We start from the raw sequence: 17,812 nt of genomic DNA, 5'->3' as shown, positions 1-17,812 counted from the left end.
GCGCTCCCTTACAGTGCAAGCGGCGCGTCGGCCAGCTCGCCCTTGTCCAGATGGATGGTATGGGTGGCGTATTCGGCGGCCTTGGGGTCGTGGGTGACCATTACGATGGTCTTGCCGTGTTCGCGATTGAGCTCCTGCAGCAGGCGCAGGATTTCTTCGGCATTGTGGCGGTCCAGATCGCCGGTGGGTTCGTCGCAAATCAGGAAGGTGGGATCGGAGACGATCGCGCGCGCGATCGCCACGCGTTGCTGCTGGCCGCCGGACAATTCGCTGGGCTTGTGGTTGCGACGCTCCTGCAGGCCGACCAGGGTCAATGCGATCTCGGCATTGCGCTTGCGTTGGGCGGCATTGAGCGAGGTGAGCAGCAACGGCAGCTCCACGTTCTTCTGCGCGGTGAGCATCGGCATCAGGTTGTAGAACTGGAACACGAAACCGACGTGGTGACTGCGCCAGGTCGCCAGCTGCCCGCCGCTCATGCGGTCGATGCGCTCGCCTTCGATCTCGATCTCGCCGCCGCTGGGGCTGTCCAGCCCGCCGATCAGGTTCAGCAAGGTGGTCTTGCCGGAGCCAGACGGCCCCATCAGTGCGACGAAGTCGCCGCTGGCAATGTCCAGATCGATGCCGTGCAGCACCTGCACCTGCTCGGGGCCGCGTTGGTAGGTCTTGGTGATGTTGCGCAAACTGACGAGAGCGGACATGGCAACTCCTGGCGGTGCGATGGAAGAGGTGACAGCAGTGCGCAGAGCGACTGCGGATGTGGTGCGGCACTGCAGTAACACGATGAGCTGAAATGCGATGAAGCGATGGGGCGAGTGCAGGCAAGGCATCGACTGCTGTGGCGACACCTGTGCGGCACACGCTGCCGATGCCTGAAACGTGCCTGCGACGACAACGGCTGAGATATCGACGAACATCGCAACTGCAGATACGCAAGCACAGCCGATGCCGCGTTACTGGATTTCACCGGCGTTCCCTCGCAGCGCGATGCAGGCGCCTGCGTCGCTGCCGTTTCCATCAAACGCGCTTTCCGTATTCCCCTGAGTGGTGACCGCCTGCGCTGTGTTGGTTGTGCGTTATTCGGCAGCGTCCGGCGCTGCTTCGGTCACCTTGTCGCCATCGTTCAAGGTTTGCGGCGGATTGAGTACCACGCTGTCGCCTGCGGCCAGGCCGGAGAGCACCTGCCTGTCTTCGCCCATCACCGTGCCGGTAGTGACGGCATGCGCGCTGGCGGTGTTGTGCTCGCCGACCACGAACGCGACCGTGCGCGTGTCGCGCTCCACCAGTGCGGCGGCCGGGACGCGCACGCCCTGCGGCTTGGCTGCTTGCTGCGGTTTGGCCTGCTCCAGAAAGCTGACCCGGACACCCATTTCCGGCACGATGCGCGGGTCCTTGACCTTGAGCGCCACGCGCACTTTCACCGTGGCCTTGCCGCGGTCGGCGGTGGGGATGATGGCGATGACCTCGCCCGGAATTTTCCATTCCGGGTAGGCATTGAGCACCGCTTCCACCGGCATCTTGGGTTGCACGCGGCCGATATAGGACTCGCCCACTTCCACCTCGATTTCCAGCGATTCCATGTCCACGATGGTGCCGATACCGGTGCGGGTGAACCCGCCGCCGGCCGACAACGGCGAGACGATTTCGCCCGGCTGCGCCGCCTTGGCGGTCACCACGCCGGCAAACGGCGCGCGCACCACATTGAAGTCAGAGCGGATACCGGCAATGGCCAGTTGGTCGGAGGCGACCTGCACATTGCGCTGCGCGTTCTGCAGCTGGGCGCGCAAGGCATCGCGCTGCGCAATGGCCTGGTCGTATTGCGAGCGCGACACCAGCTGCGCACCCACCAACGACTGCAGGCGCGTGGCATCGGCGTTGGCTACCGCCAGTTGCGCCTGCATGTTGTCGACCTGGCTGCGTGCGGCCGACAACTGCGAGGCCGACAAGCTGCGCTGCGCATCGGCATCGAGCGGGTCGAGTGTGGCCATCACCTGGCCCTGTTCGACGCGCATGCCTTCTTCGATCATCACCTCGCGCACCTTGCCGGTGACTTGCGCCGACACCGTGGCCATGCGTCGTGCCACCACATAGCCGGAGGCGTCCAGCACCGATGCGCTGCTGCTGCCGGCGCTGATCGCCACCACCGGCGCGGTCTGCACCTGCACCACCGGGCGGCGCGTGAACCACCACGCGGCGGCGGCCAGCACGATGACGAGGATCACTGCGGCGAGGATCCAGCCGGTACGGCGGGCGGGCGGCGGCGTGGCAGGGCGCTGGCGGTCGATGCGGAGTTGCTTGAGCAGATCGGCGGAAGTGTTCATCGATGACCAGGACGGAAGGCTGAGCGAAATGTGACGGTCTGCAGGCGATGCCGCAAGCTGCCGGAAGTCACCAACTGCGGTGCGGCGACGAACGGTCGATGCGCCGATGCCACCGCCAGATGGTGCGCAGCATGCAGTCAGCGCGGCGCGCTCACCAGTGACAGCTGTCATCTGCACACCATGACACCGGCAACTGGTGCACCAGCGCTGCGGCAGGCCATGCTGGCGGCTCCTCCGGCAATCCGCTAACGGCATGCTTTCCTTTGCATTTGCAGACTGCACGTATCTGGCTTGCGCTTGCGCAGGCCAATCGCAACCCCGGTGGGCGATCGCATCGCAGCAAGCACCGGGAGCATGCATGAGGCCGCTCACCCGTATCGTCCTGCACGCAGCCGCACGCAGCCGCACGCAGGCGGGCCCGGCAGTGGCAGAATCCGCTCATCCACACGGACCTTTGCTGATGCGCCTCCGGTTTCCCGCATGGCTTCGCCCCGCCGCCAGTTCGCAGGTTGCCGCGCGGCTGGCGCAGGGCCAATCGCCGTGGATGGACAGCGTGCACTTGCTGTGGTCGGCCTGGGTATTCGTGGTGCCGGTGTTTTCTGCGCGGGGCTACGACAGGACCTGGCTGTTGTGCACGCTGCTTTCGTATCCGGTTTTCCTGCTGCTGTACGCACGCATGTTGCTGGCGCCACGCGGCACCTTGTATCGCTACGCCTGGGCGATGGCGGTGATGAGTGCTGCCTTGTTGCCGGTGTATTCGTCGGGCATCAGCTACTTCATCTTTGCCTGCCTGAGCTTGCGTCCCTCCACGCGGCCTGGGTTGTGGCGGCACTTTGCGATGTTGCTGCTGATGAACGCGTTGTACCTGAGCTGGGCGCACTGGCTCGGGTTGAGCATGCAGGCGCTGGTGTGGATGCCGGTGACGGTACTGGGCATGGCCGCCGTGGGCGCGGTGTACAGCATCAACGAACGCAAGGACGCGTTGCTGCGCTTGTCGCAGGACGAAGTTCGTCGTCTGGCGGCCACTGCCGAACGCGAGCGCATCGGCCGCGACCTGCACGATCTGCTTGGCCATACCTTGTCGCTGGTGGCGCTCAAATCCGATCTGGCTGCGCGCCTGATCGAGCGCGACCCGCAGGCCGCACGCAACGAGATCGACGCGGTGGCGCAGGTCTCGCGCGAGGCGTTGGCGCAGGTACGGCGCGCGGTCACCGGCATCCGTGCTGCCGGCCTGGTTGCCGAACTGGCATCGGCGCGGGTGCTGCTGGACCTGGACGGCATTGCGCTGGAGCAACAGCTGGAGCCGCTGGCCTTGCCGCCCGAGCACGAAACCGCGCTTGCGCTGGTGGTGCGCGAGGCGGCCACCAATGTGCAGCGCCACGCGCAGGCAAGACGCGTGCGTGTGCAACTGCGCGCGCACGGCGATCAGGCGGTGCTGGAGATCACCGACGACGGCCGCGGCGGCGTGATCGTGCCGGGCAACGGCCTGGACGGCATGCGCGCACGCCTGCACGGCCTGGGTGGCGCGCTGGATGTGCAGGCCTTGCCGCGCGGCATGCGATTGCGCGCCAGTGTGCCGTTGCCGCGGCCTGCGGTTGTCCCCGCAACGCCGCCGGTGATGCCGCAGCCGCTCTAACGCGCCCCGGTTGCGCTGCCAAGTGCACGGCATGCGTCGGCGCTGTTATCGTGCGCAACCGTTGCATGCATGCGAGCGCGACCGATGATCCGGGTGTTGTTGGCGGAAGACCAAGCCTTGCTGCGTGGCGCGCTGGTGGCCTTGCTCGGGCTGGAGGACGATATTGCGGTGGTCGGCAGCGCCGGCGATGGCGAAAGTGCGTGGCGCGAACTGCAGCGCCTGCAGCCGGACGTGCTGGTCACCGATATCGAGATGCCTGGCCTGACCGGGCTGGAACTGGCGCAGCGGATCCAGCGCCAGGCGTTGCCGGTACGGGTCATGATCGTCACCACGTTCGCGCGTCCGGGATTTTTGCGCCGTGCCCTGGATGCCGGCGTGGCCGGGTATCTGCTCAAGGATGCGCCGGCCGAACAGCTGGTCGATGCGTTGCGGCAGGTGCACCGCGGCGGGCGGGTGATCGACCCGCAGCTGGCCCTCGATGCGTGGGTGGAAGCAGACCCCTTGAGCGAACGCGAACGGACTGTGCTGCGGCTGGCCGGCGAAGGCCGCTCCGCCAGCGAGATCGCCCAGCAGTTGCAGCTCTCGCACGGCACGGTGCGCAATTACCTGTCCGAATGCATCGGCAAACTGGGCGTGGCCAATCGCATCGAAGCCTACCGCCTGGCGCGGCAGAAGGGCTGGTTGTAGTGCAGCCAGTCGGTGGTTTGCGTGTGCGGGAAGCTGACGTTTTCGGGGTGCGGGATTGCATGCAGGTGCGCCGCGCCTAATCGACGCGACCGCACTACAAAGCCGCCATCGACGACGGTGCATCGGTTGCTTCATCCGCCAATCTGCAGCTATTCCAAACGCGTGCGAAGGCATGCGATTTGCACCCAGGTACACTGCACAGCATCGAAAAACACGGCGAGCGATGCATGAAATCTCTGTGGCTGTCGGGCCTGCTGTGGATATGCGCCTTCAACGCGTCCGCCGAGCAATTCAAGATATTGGTGGCTGCCATTCCCAACCAGTATCACCACGACTATATCCCCGTGGCCAAGCCGCAATTCGAAGCGATGGCGCGCAAGCATTATGTCCAGATGGTGTGGGCGTGGAATGCCAAGGCGTTCGATGGCGACCTGTCGCAATACGCGGCCATCGTGTTGCTCAATACGCCGGCCACCGATCTCGACCCGGCGCAGCGGGCCAACTTCCAAAAATACGTGCGTAACGGCGGCGGCGTGGTCGCGGTGCACAAGGCCTTTGCGATCAAGCGCGGTGAATGGGAGTGGTACGACCACATGATCGGCCGCTCGTTCCGCACCCATCCGTACATGCAAACGGCGATGGTGGATGTGGCCGACGCCAATTTCCCGGCCACTGCCGGCCTGCCCAAGCGCTGGGTATGGAGCGACGAATGGTACGAATACGATCCGCCCTACAGCGACGACTTGGTCACGCTACTCACCGTCGACGAACGCAGTTATGACCCCACCTTGATCTGGCCAGGACAGGTCGCCAAGGGCATGGGCCAACAGCACCCGGTGGCGTGGTACCACCACTTCGAAGGTGGCCGCATCTTCGCCACTGCGCTGGGCCATCTGGCCGAAGCCTATAACGACCCGCGCTATCTGGAGCATTTGTACGGTGGAATTTATTGGGCGGCCACCGGCAAGGGCATCGAATCATCGGCGCCAGCGGCCAAAACAAAACGCCAGCGTTAGGCACCAGCCCCTCTTCCCGGCGGGAGAGGGGTGGGTAAGGCGACGGGCGAGGCCAGCCGCGTGGGCCTACTTCAATCGGCTGCACCCGCATCCTCGTCCGCCCCTGCGGGGCACCTCCTTCCCCATGAAGGGCAGACGATGTCCCAGGGAGAAGGAACTGCGTGCTGCCACTGTGTGCCGATCATCTGCCGAGCCGCGTCAGCCCACCATCAACCGCGACCCCATCACCGCGCAGACCGCTCTCCACGCGCCATGCTGGCAAACACCCCGTCGCGGCGTACCCAGGCGTGAAACAACGCCGCGCTCAGATGCCCCAGCACGGTGGCAAATAACAGATACGCCAGCCAGCCATGCGCGCTGCGCAGCCAGGCATACAGTGCAGGATCGTGCGGTGCGATCGCCGGCAGGTTCGCGCCTGGCCACAGCACGATCGGGTAGGCGCCGGCCGACAGCATCGCCCAGCCGATCAACGGCATGCCCAGCATCAATGCATACAGCAGCCAATGCGAGGCAATCGCGGCAGCCTTTTGCCATGCCGGCAGATCGGCCGGCAGCGGCGGCGGGCGATGGCGCAAGCGGTTGATCAGGCGCAGCACCGCCAGGATCAGGATCGCGATGCCCAGCGGGCGATGTAGATCGATCAACCACGGCCGCTGCGTCACCGAGGCCACCATGCCCACGCCGACGAACAGCATGGTCAGGATCATCGCGGCCATCAGCCAGTGCAGCACGCGCGCTGGCAGATTGAAGTGGGTACGGCGGCTCATTGGCGTGCTCCCTGGCCGGTGGCGGCGCTGCCCGTGCCGTTGGCGATCTCGCGCTCGCGGCGGTTGAACGATTGCGAATACACCGACGAGCGCGCTGCCAGAATCGGGTCATTCGATGCGGCAAGGCCCTTGGGCAAAATCAACGGGTCGTAATTGAGATCGCGACACGGGCCGGTGGCCTGCGGCTGCGCACGCTCGATCGAGAGCGTGCCGGCCACGATCTGCTTGCGGCGTTCCGGCCACGGTTGCGACGGGTCGTCCACCGCATCGCCGGGCTCGGCGATGGTCAGCACCATGTCCCAACGCAGCGGCCCGTGCGCCAGCCGCGCGTCCAGGTCGGTGGCGAGAAAATCGCCATCGGCCTGCTTGCGTTGCGCGGCGCTCAGTTCCTTGAATGGCGTATGCGGGCGCATCGACCAGCGGATGTAGCGTTCGCGTCCGTCGGCGGCAATCGCGCGGAACGCATTGACGCCGTTGTATTGCGTATTGGCCCAGCTGTCCGACCACGGCGCGGTCTTGGCCCACTGCTGGAACTTGGCCGCTTCCGGATACTGCTTGCCGAACGCCGCCAGTTTTTCGGGGTCCGGCTTGCCGGTGGCCGGGTCTGGCTTGGAGGCCACGTTGAGCGCCTGAAAGCCGGCCGGCGTGGCGACCACGAAGAACGGGAAGCTGTTCATCGCCGTGCGCCATTCCTGCCCATCGTCGCTGCGCAACAGCAGCGCCATGCTGCGTACGCGCGCCTGCCCGTCGGGCCCGTGCGGGTCGCCGCCGCCGATCGACATGCGCCCCAGCACCGGCGTGCTGGGCTGGCTGAAGATGCGTGCCGACGACAGCCAGGTGGCCTTGCCGCTGGACTGGAATTGCCCGCTCACGCACACCCCCTTGGTATGCGCGCGGCGAAAGCCCGGATGCGGCGGCCCGCTGGATTCGATGGTGTCGGTCATGCGCGCGGCAGTGAGCCGGTCGCCACCGATCCAGCCGGCCGTCCAGGCAAACGCAAGCGCAACGCCGCCGGCAATGGCGGCAATCCCCAACAATGGCAGCACGGGGCGGCGCGCGCGCGGGGGCGAGGGAGGTGGCAACGTCATGGCTGGCTCCGGTGGTCGATACTGTGAGTGGTTGATACGAGTGAGACGACATGCGAGCCGCGTTATTCCCTCGTCCACCAACGACGGTGGCACGCACCGATCGCGGGAATAATCCACGCTCCAGTGCGTCTACCGTGTGATGCCACCACCACGCCCGCCAATGGATGCTCTGGACGATGACCAACTGCGCGCCGTGCTGCCGGCGCTGCGCCGCTTTGCGCGCTCGCTGAGCGGCGAGCCCGCCAGCGCCGACGATCTGGTGCAAGCCACACTGGAGCGCGCGCTGCGGCGGTGGCACACCCGGCATACCGCCGAAGCCCTGCAGCCCTGGCTGTTCGCCATCCTGTACCGGCAGTTTCTGGATGGGCAGCGGCGTGCCGCGCGCTGGCAGCGGGTCGTGGGCCTGTTCGCGCCGCAGCAGCCCAGCCAATCCGCGTCCGCTGAGCAGGTGCACGACGGCCGTGCCATGCTGGCCAGCCTTGCATCATTGCCGGCCGAACAACGCGCGTTGTTGCTCTTGGTCAGCGTGGGCGGTTTCAGTTATCGCGAAGTGGCCGATACCCTCGGCATCCCGATCGGCACCGTGATGTCGCGCCTGTCGCGTGCGCGCGAACGCCTGCGTGCCGTGAACGAAGGCCAGGTGAATCACGCACCTGCATTGAGGATCCTGAAATGACCACCATACCGCCCGACGAACACGCGCTGCACGCCTACGTCGATGGCCGCCTGACGCCGGAGCAACATGCAGCAGTGGCAGCCTGGCTGCAGGCACATCCCGCCCAGGCCGCGCGCGTGGCGGGCTGGAAGCGCGATGCCGAAGCGCTGCGTGCCGCACACGCCGGCCTGATGGCGGAGACTGGCGCCGTAGCCTTCACGCCTGCGGCGATTCGCCGTGGCCTGCAACAGCGCCGTCGTGCCGCGTTTGCCGTGGCCGCCAGTTGCGTGCTGGCACTTGGCCTGGGTACCGGGCTGGGCTGGCAGCTGCATGCGAGCCGGATCGCCAGCCAACGCGTGCCGATGGCCGATGCAGTGGCCGCCTACCGCCTGTTCGCCGATGCGGACGCGCATCGGGGCGTTGGGTTGGACGTGCAGCGCCGCGCCGAGTTGGAACCGTGGTTGCGCGCGCATTTCGGCAACGCAGGCGTGGTGCCGGATCTGCGTGCGCAGGGGTATACGTTGCGCGGTGGGCAATTGCTGTCCACACCGGAAGGCGCGGCCGCAATGCTGGTCTACAGCGATGCCGACGGCGCACGCATTGGCCTGTATCTGCGTCCACGCAGCGGCCCGATGCCGACCGGCGAGCGCCGCGATGGCCGGCTGTTGGCGCAGTACTGGGCCGAAGGCGACACCGCATTCGCGCTGGTCGGCCCCGCGACGCAGACACGCATGCGCACGATCGCGCCATTGTTGCGTCGCCAGGGCTGACCAGCGCAGCGCAAGCGTTGTGCTGGCCTCAGCCTGATTGCAGCGCTGCCCGCGCTCAGCCGCCGTAGCGTTGTTGCAGCATGGCGAACGCCGAGCGCAGTGCCAGCGCTTCGCCGCCGGCGGGGCGGCCGGGACGGTCGCTGTCATTCCAGGCGTAGACGTCCAGATGCGCCCACGGCCGGCCGGGTGCCACGAAGCGTTCCAGATACAGCGCGGCGGTGACGGCGCCGGCCATGCGCGAGCCGGCGTTGGCCATGTCGGCCACATGACTGTTGAGATAACGCAGGTATGGGCGCCATAGCGGCATGCGCCACACCGGGTCGCGGGTCTGTTCGCCGGCACTGATCCAGGCCTGCGCCAGCGCATCGTCGTTGGCAAAGAGCGCAGGCAGGTCCGGGCCCAGCGCGATGCGTGCCGCGCCGGTAAGCGTGGCGAAATCCAGGATCAGATCCGGGTGCTGCTCGGTGGCATAGCTCAGCGCATCACACAGCACCAGGCGGCCTTCGGCATCGGTGTTGTCCACTTCCACCGTCACGCCGGCGCGGGTGGTGATCACTTCACCAGGGCGGAATGCATCCGGGCCCACCGCGTTCTCCACTGCCGCAATCAGCAGCGTCAGCCGCACCGGCAACTGCTGCGCCATTACCAGACCGGCCAGCGCCAACGCATGCGCCGCGCCGCCCATGTCCTTTTTCATGTTGCGCATGCCATCGGCCGGCTTCAGATCCAGCCCGCCGGTGTCAAAGCACACACCTTTGCCGACCAGCACCAGATGCGGATGCGCCGTGTCACCCCACTGCAACTGGATCAGTCGCGGCGCGCGATGCGAGGCGCGCCCCACGGCATGGATGGTGGGGAAGTTCTGCGCCAGCAACGCGTCGCCGACGATCGCATCGACCTGTGCGCCATGCGCCTGTCCGAGCGTGCGTGTGGCCTCTTCCAGATGCTGCGGGCCCATGTCTTCGGTGGGCGTGTTGACCCAGTCGCGCACGCGCAGGCACGCCTCGATCAGTGCATGCGTCTGTGCCGAGGGCGTTGCAGCCAGTTCGGCCGGCGCGCGCGGCACCTTGCGATAACGCGAAAAGCGATAAGCGCCCAATCCCCAGCCCAGATGCAGCAACGCCTGCTCGGCATCGCTCAGCGGGTTGGCCAGCGTCCAGCGGCTGGCCGGCGGTAGGGCCATCGGCGCATGCGCGTAGGCGTAGGCATCGGCCCGGTCGCCGATCCCCAGGACCGCGCCGGCCAGCCCGTTGTCGCCCGGCAACAACAGCACGCTGCCCGGCGCGGCATCGAAACGCTGTGCCTGCGCCCACGACAGCACACGGGTGGGCTGCTCCGCGCACCAGCGCGTAAAGTTCTCGCGGTCGAGCACATACAGCGGCAAGGCTGCGGCATGGGGATCGGTGAAACCGGTGAGGTGCGACATGGAAATCCTCGAGTGCAGCGCCGTGCGCCGCGCAGAGTGGCTCAGGCGGGAAGGGTGATGCCGGCGTTCATCGGGCCTGGATGCGGCTGCTGCGCGTCCAGCCAATCGGCCAGCCCGGTCATGCTGTCGAATTCCAGATCCGGCTGCTGGGTGGGATGCGACCACACCGCGCCCTCGCGATTGATCCAGCAGGCGCGCAGGCCGGCATCCAGCGCGCCCAGCACGTCCATGCGCACGTGGTCACCCACATGCAGCACTTCCGAAGGCGGCACCTCGAGCCGGGCACAGGCGGCCAGGAAGATGCTCGGGTCGGGCTTTGCGCTGCCGTGTTCGCGCGAGCCCAGTTGAAACGCAAAGTGGTGCATCAGCCCGATGCGCTGCAAATCGGCATTGCCGTTGCTGAGCGCGGCCACCGGCACATGGGCGGCAATGCGCGCCAGCGCGTCGAGCGCATCCGGGTAGCATTCCACCTGGTTACGCGCCGCATAGAACACCTCGTAGGCCGGCTCCAGCAACGCCAGATCGCCGCCGCTCACGCGCAACGCCATTTCCAACGTCAATCGGCGCAGCGCGCTGAGGTCGTGATGCAGGTGCGGGTTGTCGGCAAAGCTGCGCTCACGCAACTGGCGCATCGCCTCCACCGGAAAGCGCTCGGCAGTCACCGGGCTGTGCTCGCGCATCCAGTCGTACAGCACCTGATCGATCCGCGCCCCGATCGGCGCAAAGGGCCACAACGTATCGTCAAGGTCGAGGGTGATGGCGCGGATGTGGAAGCTCATCGCACGATTGTAATGCCGGGAATAGAGAGTCGGGAATCGAGAATGGGCAGAGCAGCGCCTCTGCGCTTGCGATTCCCAACTCCCGATTCCCCATTCGCGGCTACTCAAGCAACCGCGCCCAGCGCTGCATCCCGTCCACCCGGCTCAGCACCATCTTGATGCAGACCAGCAACGGCACCGCCAGCAGCAGGCCGACCATGCCCCACAGCCAGCCGAACAGCATCAGCGCCAGGATCAGCATCAGCGGCGAGATCGCCATGCGTCGGCCCAGCACGATCGGCGTCACCACCTGGCCTTCGATCGTGTGCAGGGCCAGGTACAGGATCGCTGGCAGCAGCGAGGACAAGGTGGTGCGAAATTCCACAAAACCCATCAGCAGCATCAGCATCACGCCGATCAACGGGCCGACATACGGTGCGAAATTCAGCAATGCGACCACCGTTCCCCACAGGATCGCTTCGGGCAGCGGAATCTGCAGCACAGACAAAATGCCGGCAAATACCAGCCCGACCAGGGTGTTGATCACGCTGATGGTGAGCACGTAGCGCGAGACCTCGCGCTCGATGTCCAGCATGATCTCGGTGGTGAACCGTTGCTGCTGCCGGTTCGGTAGCAAGGCAATCGCATGCCGCTGCAGGCTTTCGCCATACACCATGAAGAAGAACGTTAGCAGCACCACCGCCAGCACCGAAGCCGCCAGCTTGGGCGTGCGGACCAGCGCCTTGTAAGGGTCGTCCATCTGCGTGCGTACGATCTGCACGCCGCGCTGGCCTTCGCCACCGGCTGCGCGTGCAAAGTTTTCCGCTGCCTGGTTGGCTTGCATCACCGGCTTGGTGAGATCGCGCACATCGCGCGCAATCTGGCGCATCTGCCGTGGTGCCTGTTGCACCCATTCGGCGGCAGGGCCGGCCAGTTGCGTGGCCAACGTGACGGTGCCGGCCAGGCCTAGGCACAGGATGAGCAAAGCGCCGAGAAACCGCGGGATGTAGAGCTTGCGCAGACCCCGCAGGATGGGGTTGCCGATCAGCGCGAAAAACGCGGCCAGCATGATCGGCAGGATGATCGTCTGCGCCGCCCAAAGGGTATAACCAACGGCGAGCGTGGCCAGCACCACCAGCGAGGCCGGCGCGCGCGGGCGGGGCGCCGGTGCGGGCGGAAGCGAATCTGCCGCGGTGACGGCATCCGGTGAGTCGACGGGAAGAGACATGCGCGCCCTGGCAGCAGACTGGCGTGCTGCCAGCGGTGCGCCATTATCGGCGCAATGCGTCAACGGCGCGCACAGAGCCTGTGGGCAGGATGTCAGCGAACCAACGCTAGTCTGGCGGACTCGGCAGCAGCGCCCCTGTGCAGGTCGCGGGGCGCAGAGTCGGTTGTCGAAGTGGGATTGCCATCGACCGCAGGATCCTGCCGCATGCTGCTGACTGCGACAGCACGCATGCCGTGCGGAATTAGCCGTCAGGCGTCAGAGCTCTTGGCGAGGAAAGGACCATTCGTCGCACGATTCCCGCATTTCAGCGCTGATATCCGTCAGCCTTCGCAGCGAGCAGTTATCCAGCGGAAATAGACAACGCGGATGCCAGCATTGCGGGCCCGTCGTGCAGCGGTCTTTCAAGCAGTCACCCAGCGCGGCACGCGCGGACTGCATGCAGCGCCGGGATCAGAACGCAGCGCCAGGGCCAGACATGGCCATGTGGCGGTGGCACCTCTTCAAAGCGGCACTGGTATGTCGATGCCTTGCACAGGTAATCCGCTGCTGTCGACGGCGGCCTGGCAAAGCGCTAGCCGCCGTGAATACCGTCCGCGCTCAGGCGGCGCGATCTGCAGGGACCTGCACCACGGTCACCGGCGGGTCGGCTGCAACTTCCTCGGCATTGTCTGCCGCACGTTCGGCCTGCTCGGAAGCTTCCTGCGCACGGTGCGCAGTGAACAGCGCAGAGATGGTACTGATCATCTGCAGAAGCTTGGGAATACCGCCAAGCTTGCTGGCGATGCTGCCCAATGCCGCCTGCGGTTCGTTGCGGCCGGTGACAAAGCCGAGCCCGAAGCCCACCGTCACGATCCGCAGTGGCGACCACCCGGCACGCCAGGTCCGGCGGAGTTCGCTCCAGTGCAAACGCGTTTCTTGCGCGCGTCCTTCGACCAGAAACTCGGCGCGTTCGACGCGTTGACGCAGGGTTCCAAACTTCATGGACGTGCTCCACTGGCAGAGGTTGCCGCATCATCGTCCTTGCTCGGGTCATCGAAAATTCCCAGCTTGATGAGCTGACGGCGCGTTGCATTCATGCCGGTGTGGTCGAAGTAGAAAAACACGCGCCATGCCGCGATGCCGGTCACCAACAGACTCGCCAACGCAGTGAAAAACATCGCCTGGAACCACGACAACCCGGCACGTTGCAGCAGGGCGATGATGGCACCGGCCAGCAGCAACCACGACGAGGCACCGAACACCACGGCTACGCAGGCCCAGGCCAGGCCACGCCCGAATGCGCTGCGTGCCAGTTGCAGATCGGCCGACACCAGCCGGCGCAAGGCGCGACTGGTGTCCTTGGCCGAGCCCAGCGCTGCACGGCCGGCTGCGCCGACCGCACGTACGCTTTCGTCCAGTCCTGGCGTCTGCGCGCGCGCGTCTGGCGCGTCGGTTCCGGCAGCGGGAGAGGCCTGATCGCTCACGACTTAGTTGTCGTTGCTGCGTGCCAGCTTGGCGATGACCCAGCCAGCGGCGAAGGCAACGCCGAAGGCAGCCAGCGGACGCTCGCGGATCAGATCGGTGGCGCTTTCCAGCAGATCGTTGCCCTTGGCAACCAGGACGTCCATCTGCTCCTTGGCAGCGGCACCGCCGAACTCGGCAGCGGCCATGCCGGCCAGCGCGGTGTCAGACAGCTCGGCCTTGACGTTGGCGCGACCGAGCTTGAGCTCATCGCCAGCGGCGCTGGTGGCGCCCCTGACTGCTTCGCCAGCGGCGCTCGCTGCCGACTTCAGGTGGGTGCCGGCTTCGCTCAGGTTTTCCTTCAGCTGATCGGTATTGGTGGGGCTCATGCGATATCTCCTTCGGTCATTGATGGCAGCCGCCACTCACGTGCGGTCGAGCAGTAGCAATAGCATCGGGGGGGTGTAGGAGGCGTTAGTGGAAGCAACGCCCGGTACACATCGCGTCAACGCATCAGCGCGTCGTACTGCGCGTTGCCACGCAGGATGCGCACGACAAGCTGCTGCGGTTTACGCTGGAAATTGGCCCGCCAGCTGGCAAGGTCGGCGAACTCGCCCACGCTGCTGGCCACGATCACATCGCCGGCGACCAGGCCGTTGGCGGCAGCGCGACCGCCGCGCTTGACCTCGCTCACCATCACCCCGGTGATGCCTGACTGACGCAGCGATTCGGGGAGATCGACGAAGGTCGCGCCGGTCAGGCGCGGGTCCAGCATATCGCCGGTGACGGCGCGGTCCTGCTCTTTCAGCGTGGCCTTGAGCTTGAGCGGCTTGCCATCGCGACGGATGTCCAGGGTCACCGCACTGCCAACCGCCTGCAGGCCTTCGTAATTGTGGAGCGCCTCGGCGCTGTCCACGCGCTGGTCGTTGGCCGCTACCACGACATCGCCCGGTTGCACGCCTGCCGCCGCCGCTGCGGAGCCCGGCAACACCCGTGTCACCAAGGCACCGCGCAACGAATCCACGCCAAGGCCCTGCAACATCTGCTGGGTGAGGTTCTGGGTTTCCAGGCCGAGCGTGCCGCGCACCACCACGCCCTTGGTCACCAATTGCTCGACGACATTGCGCGCCAGGTTGGACGGAATCGCCAGCCCAAGGCCGATATTGCCGGCCATGCTGCCCTGTGGATTGAAGCTGGCGGTATTGATGCCCACCAACTGGCCTTGCAGGTTGACCAGCGCGCCGCCCGAGTTGCCGGGGTTGATCGAGGCGTCGGTCTGGATGAAGTTCTGATAGCCCAAGCCGCGAATTCCGCTGCGTCCCACCGCCGAGACGATGCCGGAGGTGACGGTCTGGGTGAAGCCGAACGGGTTGCCGATGGCCACCACGAAATCGCCCACGCGTAGCGCGTTGCTGTCGGCCAGTTTGATATCGGTGAGGTTGTCGGCCTTGATGCGGATCAGCGCAATATCGGTATCGGCATCGGAGCCGATGAACTCGGCCTTGACCGTGCGTCCGTCGCCGAGCGTCACCTGCACGTCGTCGGCGTTTTCGATGACGTGGTGATTGGTCAGTACGTACCCTTTTTGCGCATCGATGATCACGCCCGAACCTAGCGATTCGTTGATGCGGTCCTGTGGCACCTGCGGAAACAGCCGGCGCAGGATCGGGTCATTGAAGAACGGATTGCGGACGCGCACCACTTGTTTGGTGTTCACGCTCACCACCGCGGGCATGGCCTGCTGCAGCATCGGCGCCAGCGATGGCACTGGCTGGCCGGCCACCGCAGCCGGCAATGCGGCGGCCGTCGGCAGGGTAAAGGCGGCATTGCTGGGGGGCGTGGCTTCGGCGCGATTGTCCAGCCAGGCGTTGATGCCGGTGGCGGCAAATCCGCCGAAGGCAGCAGCCAGCGAAAGAGTCAGCAGGGTAGGCAGCGGTCGCATGGAACGGATTCCGGGTTACGCGGTGGATGAGGAATAGGGCGTTTGACTGCGTAAATCAAGCTGAACGAGAGTGCCTGCGCGCAATTTAACTGCCGGTGAAAGTGCCGCACATCCCTTGCCCTGATTGCGTTGACAGCCCGACGGGCCGGGCGTAGCGTCCGCTTGATCCGATGCCTGTTCAGCATGTTGCGTGCGGTCGCGCATCGCCTGAGTTTCCCGCACTGACGCCCTTAAGGAGGGTCTATGAGCAACGGCAATGGCGTAACGGCAACCCTGTCCGACGCCGTCGATAGCGTAAAAAGCACCGCCACCGAATTGACCGAGACCATCGCCAGCACCGCCAGCGAGGCGGTCGCCAGCGTGCAGGAGGTCGCAGGCACGGCGGTGGAAGAGGTCAAGACGCAGGTGGCCAAAGCGCGCAAGGCGGTGGTCAAGGTCGAAAAGAACGTGGCCAAGAACGCCGGCACTGCGGCCACCGCAGTGAAACGCAGCGTGGCCAAGACCAAACGCTCGCTGGCGGCCACCAAGGACGCTGCCAAGGACAAGCTGGTCGCCACCAGGGAAGCCGCCAAGCAGAAGCTCGCCGCCACCAAGGACGCGGCCAAGCAAACGTTGACCTCGACCACGCAGGCCGCCAAGCAGAAGTTGAGCAGCACCAGTGCCGCGGCCAGGAAGAAGATTACCGACACCAAGGCCACTACCAGGCGCAAGCTGGAAACCGCCAAGGCCAATGCCAAGGCCGAAGCGGCCGCATTGAGTGCCAAGACGGCTGCCAAGAGCGCCGCACGCAAGACCGCCGTCGCAACGGTGAACGCACGCACGGCGGCGAAGAAGGCAGCGAAGAAGGCAGTGGCCAAGCCGGCGGCAGCGACGAAGACGTTGCTCAAGCCTGCAGCGAAGAAGGCGCCGGTGGCCAAGCAAACCGCGACCAGGCAGGCCGCAGTGAAGAAGGCCCCGCTCAAGAAGGCCGCGACCAAGACCGCGTTGAAGAAAGCCGCCAAGGTGACCAAGACCCCGGCCACGCGTGCCGTGGCAAAGACCACCGCCGCGCGCAAGGCAGTGGGCAAGAAAGCGGCAAAGCGCGTCACGCGCTGAGGTTGTCACGCTGCGGCGCAGGGTGCGATGTGCGGGTCGCCAGGTAGCGTGGAAGGCGTGCAACGCACGCGATAGGTGTCACCGAACCTGTGCAATGGTGAAGACGCCGGCGCTGTTCCATAGCGTCGGCGTTTTTGCTGCAGCGGCTTTGGCCAGCGCTCCCCGTCTGCAGCCAACACGCTGATGACCCTGCACTGCGCGGGAGGATTGCCCGAACGTATCGCGTGCGCGCACTTCGATACGTACAGGCATCACGCATGCAATAAAAGGAGCAGGGCCTAGCGCATGCCATCGACCAACTGTTGCGCACCCAGGCCGATCCCTGCCTTGGCCGCGTCATAAGCACCAAGGCTGGCCTTGATGTTCATTGCATTGGGGTACTGCTTTTCGACATAGGCCGCCAGCAAGCGATCGCTTGACGCGTCGAAGATTTCCACCGCATAGCTGACCGAGCCGGAGAATGCGCCCTCCTTGCCACGCGCGGCCTGCACGGCATTGTAGGCGCCGCCTCCGATATCGACCTTCATGAAGGTGCCGAGCACCCGCTTGCTGGGTTTGGCGCCGGTCAAGGTGAGCCGCACACGCAAGGTGTCGGGCCCGATGGCGGTGGTGGGCTGCCAGCGCTGGCCAATCGCGTCGCCGAACTCGCGTTGCATGAGATCGGCGAGCATGCGTTTGTCCTGCTCGGGTACCCCTTCGAATTGCGCGTCCGCGCCGCGGTAAATGCTCACCGGCTCGACCAATGCGGTGCGATACCGCGACCAATCGACCTGGCCGTGATACGCGTACGGCATGCGGCCGCCGCGGCTGCCATCGTGGGGGCGCAGGTAGCTCGAAGATGGCAGTTGGCGATAGGGCGTGGGGCGGGTGCTGGCGCAGCCGATCAGGCTGACGCTGACGACGGCGAGTGCGCAGTATCCAACGAAGCAAGAAGTCGACATGGAGAACTACCTGGTGGAAGAAGGCGAGTGGGCGCAGTTCCAGCG

Annotated in this window: 18 protein-coding genes; 6 read left to right on the top strand and 12 right to left on the bottom strand. The window is 65.9% G+C overall.

Going from position 1 to position 17,812, the window contains the following annotated elements; genetic code table 11:
• Window positions 1-8: 8 nt before the first annotated feature.
• Window positions 9-698: an ABC transporter ATP-binding protein gene (locus ACCQ07_RS19265; protein ID WP_014091323.1), complete on the bottom strand. Its 690-nt coding sequence runs from the start codon at window positions 696-698 to the stop codon at window positions 9-11.
• A 375-nt stretch (window positions 699-1,073) separates the two neighbouring features.
• Window positions 1,074-2,318 (bottom strand): efflux RND transporter periplasmic adaptor subunit, encoded by a 1,245-nt coding sequence (locus ACCQ07_RS19260; RefSeq protein ID WP_029820628.1) that lies wholly within the window; start codon window positions 2,316-2,318, stop codon window positions 1,074-1,076.
• A 460-nt stretch (window positions 2,319-2,778) separates the two neighbouring features.
• Here ACCQ07_RS19260 and ACCQ07_RS19255 point away from each other — a divergent pair, with 460 nt between their 5' ends.
• The 3 genes from ACCQ07_RS19255 (at window position 2,779) to ACCQ07_RS19245 (ending at window position 5,657) form a co-directional block, all read left to right on the top strand.
• Window positions 2,779-3,954: a sensor histidine kinase gene (locus tag ACCQ07_RS19255; protein ID WP_014091321.1), complete on the top strand. Its 1,176-nt coding sequence runs from the start codon at window positions 2,779-2,781 to the stop codon at window positions 3,952-3,954.
• An 84-nt stretch (window positions 3,955-4,038) separates the two neighbouring features.
• Window positions 4,039-4,641: a response regulator transcription factor gene (locus tag ACCQ07_RS19250; RefSeq protein WP_008574779.1), complete on the top strand. Its 603-nt coding sequence runs from the start codon at window positions 4,039-4,041 to the stop codon at window positions 4,639-4,641.
• 227 nt (window positions 4,642-4,868) lie between these two features.
• Window positions 4,869-5,657 (top strand): ThuA domain-containing protein, encoded by a 789-nt coding sequence (locus ACCQ07_RS19245; protein WP_209261442.1) that lies wholly within the window; start codon window positions 4,869-4,871, stop codon window positions 5,655-5,657.
• A gap of 224 nt (window positions 5,658-5,881) precedes the next feature.
• On the opposite strand, the gene ACCQ07_RS19240 is transcribed toward ACCQ07_RS19245, so the two are convergent.
• Window positions 5,882-6,424: a cytochrome b gene (locus tag ACCQ07_RS19240; RefSeq protein WP_372363556.1), complete on the bottom strand. Its 543-nt coding sequence runs from the start codon at window positions 6,422-6,424 to the stop codon at window positions 5,882-5,884.
• Entirely contained in the window at window positions 6,421-7,512 is a 1,092-nt protein-coding gene (locus ACCQ07_RS19235; protein ID WP_011348897.1) for a catalase family peroxidase, read from the bottom strand. The genes ACCQ07_RS19240 and ACCQ07_RS19235 overlap by 4 nt, the downstream gene beginning before the upstream one ends.
• A gap of 160 nt (window positions 7,513-7,672) precedes the next feature.
• Between ACCQ07_RS19235 and ACCQ07_RS19230 the strand changes: the two genes are divergently transcribed.
• A complete protein-coding gene (locus ACCQ07_RS19230) occupies window positions 7,673-8,188 on the top strand; it encodes an RNA polymerase sigma factor (protein WP_372363555.1) in 516 nt (171 codons plus the stop codon).
• Window positions 8,185-8,937 (top strand): anti-sigma factor family protein, encoded by a 753-nt coding sequence (locus tag ACCQ07_RS19225; protein WP_057681253.1) that lies wholly within the window; start codon window positions 8,185-8,187, stop codon window positions 8,935-8,937. The genes ACCQ07_RS19230 and ACCQ07_RS19225 overlap by 4 nt, the downstream gene beginning before the upstream one ends.
• 55 nt (window positions 8,938-8,992) lie before the next feature.
• Here the strand turns inward: ACCQ07_RS19225 and ACCQ07_RS19220 are convergent, their stop codons facing one another.
• The 7 genes from ACCQ07_RS19220 to ACCQ07_RS19190 all read right to left on the bottom strand — a co-directional run bounded on the left by ACCQ07_RS19220 (window position 8,993) and on the right by ACCQ07_RS19190 (window position 15,731).
• Window positions 8,993-10,363, bottom strand: coding sequence for a leucyl aminopeptidase family protein (locus ACCQ07_RS19220; RefSeq protein ID WP_218552702.1), 1,371 nt, complete (start codon window positions 10,361-10,363; stop codon window positions 8,993-8,995).
• A 41-nt stretch (window positions 10,364-10,404) separates the two neighbouring features.
• Window positions 10,405-11,142, bottom strand: a complete 738-nt coding sequence (locus ACCQ07_RS19215) for an HAD family hydrolase (RefSeq protein ID WP_372363554.1) — start codon at window positions 11,140-11,142, stop codon at window positions 10,405-10,407.
• A gap of 100 nt (window positions 11,143-11,242) precedes the next feature.
• Entirely contained in the window at window positions 11,243-12,349 is a 1,107-nt protein-coding gene (locus tag ACCQ07_RS19210) for an AI-2E family transporter (RefSeq protein ID WP_029820624.1), read from the bottom strand.
• Window positions 12,350-12,946: 597 nt separating this feature from the next.
• Complete coding sequence (locus ACCQ07_RS19205; protein ID WP_008574790.1) at window positions 12,947-13,330, bottom strand: hypothetical protein; 384 nt, start codon at window positions 13,328-13,330, stop codon at window positions 12,947-12,949.
• Window positions 13,327-13,812, bottom strand: coding sequence for a phage holin family protein (locus ACCQ07_RS19200; protein ID WP_372363553.1), 486 nt, complete (start codon window positions 13,810-13,812; stop codon window positions 13,327-13,329). Before ACCQ07_RS19200 ends, ACCQ07_RS19205 begins: the two co-directional genes overlap by 4 nt.
• Window positions 13,813-13,815: 3 nt before the next feature.
• Window positions 13,816-14,178, bottom strand: coding sequence for a hypothetical protein (locus ACCQ07_RS19195; protein ID WP_008574792.1), 363 nt, complete (start codon window positions 14,176-14,178; stop codon window positions 13,816-13,818).
• A gap of 116 nt (window positions 14,179-14,294) precedes the next feature.
• Window positions 14,295-15,731: a Do family serine endopeptidase gene (locus ACCQ07_RS19190; RefSeq protein ID WP_005914355.1), complete on the bottom strand. Its 1,437-nt coding sequence runs from the start codon at window positions 15,729-15,731 to the stop codon at window positions 14,295-14,297.
• 243 nt (window positions 15,732-15,974) lie between these two features.
• Here ACCQ07_RS19190 and ACCQ07_RS19185 point away from each other — a divergent pair, with 243 nt between their 5' ends.
• Window positions 15,975-16,826 carry a hypothetical protein gene (locus tag ACCQ07_RS19185; RefSeq protein ID WP_029820622.1) on the top strand — a complete coding sequence of 284 codons (852 nt, stop codon included), beginning with the start codon at window positions 15,975-15,977 and terminating at the stop codon, window positions 16,824-16,826.
• A gap of 278 nt (window positions 16,827-17,104) precedes the next feature.
• Here ACCQ07_RS19185 and ACCQ07_RS19180 read toward each other — a convergent pair whose 3' ends face one another.
• A complete protein-coding gene (locus tag ACCQ07_RS19180; protein WP_014091311.1) occupies window positions 17,105-17,767 on the bottom strand; it encodes a DUF3313 domain-containing protein in 663 nt (220 codons plus the stop codon).
• Window positions 17,768-17,812 lie beyond the last annotated feature (45 nt).

It is taken from the genome of Xanthomonas sp. NCPPB 3583, assembly GCF_041475715.2.
GTDB lineage: Bacteria > Pseudomonadota > Gammaproteobacteria > Xanthomonadales > Xanthomonadaceae > Xanthomonas > Xanthomonas euvesicatoria.
The sequence above is the reverse complement of the archived record's forward strand: the minus strand, read 5'-3'. Positions and strand labels throughout refer to the sequence as shown.

Bases quoted from the DNA above. Each gene is read 5' to 3' on its own strand.
- ACCQ07_RS19180 (WP_014091311.1), bottom strand. From the start codon at position 17,767: ATGTCGACTTCTTGCTTCGTTGGATACTGCGCACTCGCCGTCGTCAGC.
- ACCQ07_RS19245 (WP_209261442.1), top strand. From the start codon at position 4,869: ATGAAATCTCTGTGGCTGTCGGGCCTGCTGTGGATATGCGCCTTCAAC.
- ACCQ07_RS19215 (WP_372363554.1), bottom strand. From the start codon at position 11,142: ATGAGCTTCCACATCCGCGCCATCACCCTCGACCTTGACGATACGTTG.
- ACCQ07_RS19240 (WP_372363556.1), bottom strand. From the start codon at position 6,424: ATGAGCCGCCGTACCCACTTCAATCTGCCAGCGCGCGTGCTGCACTGG.
- ACCQ07_RS19230 (WP_372363555.1), top strand. From the start codon at position 7,673: ATGGATGCTCTGGACGATGACCAACTGCGCGCCGTGCTGCCGGCGCTG.
- ACCQ07_RS19185 (WP_029820622.1), top strand. From the start codon at position 15,975: ATGAGCAACGGCAATGGCGTAACGGCAACCCTGTCCGACGCCGTCGAT.
- ACCQ07_RS19260 (WP_029820628.1), bottom strand. From the start codon at position 2,318: ATGAACACTTCCGCCGATCTGCTCAAGCAACTCCGCATCGACCGCCAG.
- ACCQ07_RS19210 (WP_029820624.1), bottom strand. From the start codon at position 12,349: ATGTCTCTTCCCGTCGACTCACCGGATGCCGTCACCGCGGCAGATTCG.
- ACCQ07_RS19190 (WP_005914355.1), bottom strand. From the start codon at position 15,731: ATGCGACCGCTGCCTACCCTGCTGACTCTTTCGCTGGCTGCTGCCTTC.
- ACCQ07_RS19220 (WP_218552702.1), bottom strand. From the start codon at position 10,363: ATGTCGCACCTCACCGGTTTCACCGATCCCCATGCCGCAGCCTTGCCG.
- ACCQ07_RS19265 (WP_014091323.1), bottom strand. From the start codon at position 698: ATGTCCGCTCTCGTCAGTTTGCGCAACATCACCAAGACCTACCAACGC.
- ACCQ07_RS19195 (WP_008574792.1), bottom strand. From the start codon at position 14,178: ATGAGCCCCACCAATACCGATCAGCTGAAGGAAAACCTGAGCGAAGCC.
- ACCQ07_RS19250 (WP_008574779.1), top strand. From the start codon at position 4,039: ATGATCCGGGTGTTGTTGGCGGAAGACCAAGCCTTGCTGCGTGGCGCG.
- ACCQ07_RS19255 (WP_014091321.1), top strand. From the start codon at position 2,779: ATGCGCCTCCGGTTTCCCGCATGGCTTCGCCCCGCCGCCAGTTCGCAG.
- ACCQ07_RS19235 (WP_011348897.1), bottom strand. From the start codon at position 7,512: ATGACGTTGCCACCTCCCTCGCCCCCGCGCGCGCGCCGCCCCGTGCTG.
- ACCQ07_RS19225 (WP_057681253.1), top strand. From the start codon at position 8,185: ATGACCACCATACCGCCCGACGAACACGCGCTGCACGCCTACGTCGAT.
- ACCQ07_RS19205 (WP_008574790.1), bottom strand. From the start codon at position 13,330: ATGAAGTTTGGAACCCTGCGTCAACGCGTCGAACGCGCCGAGTTTCTG.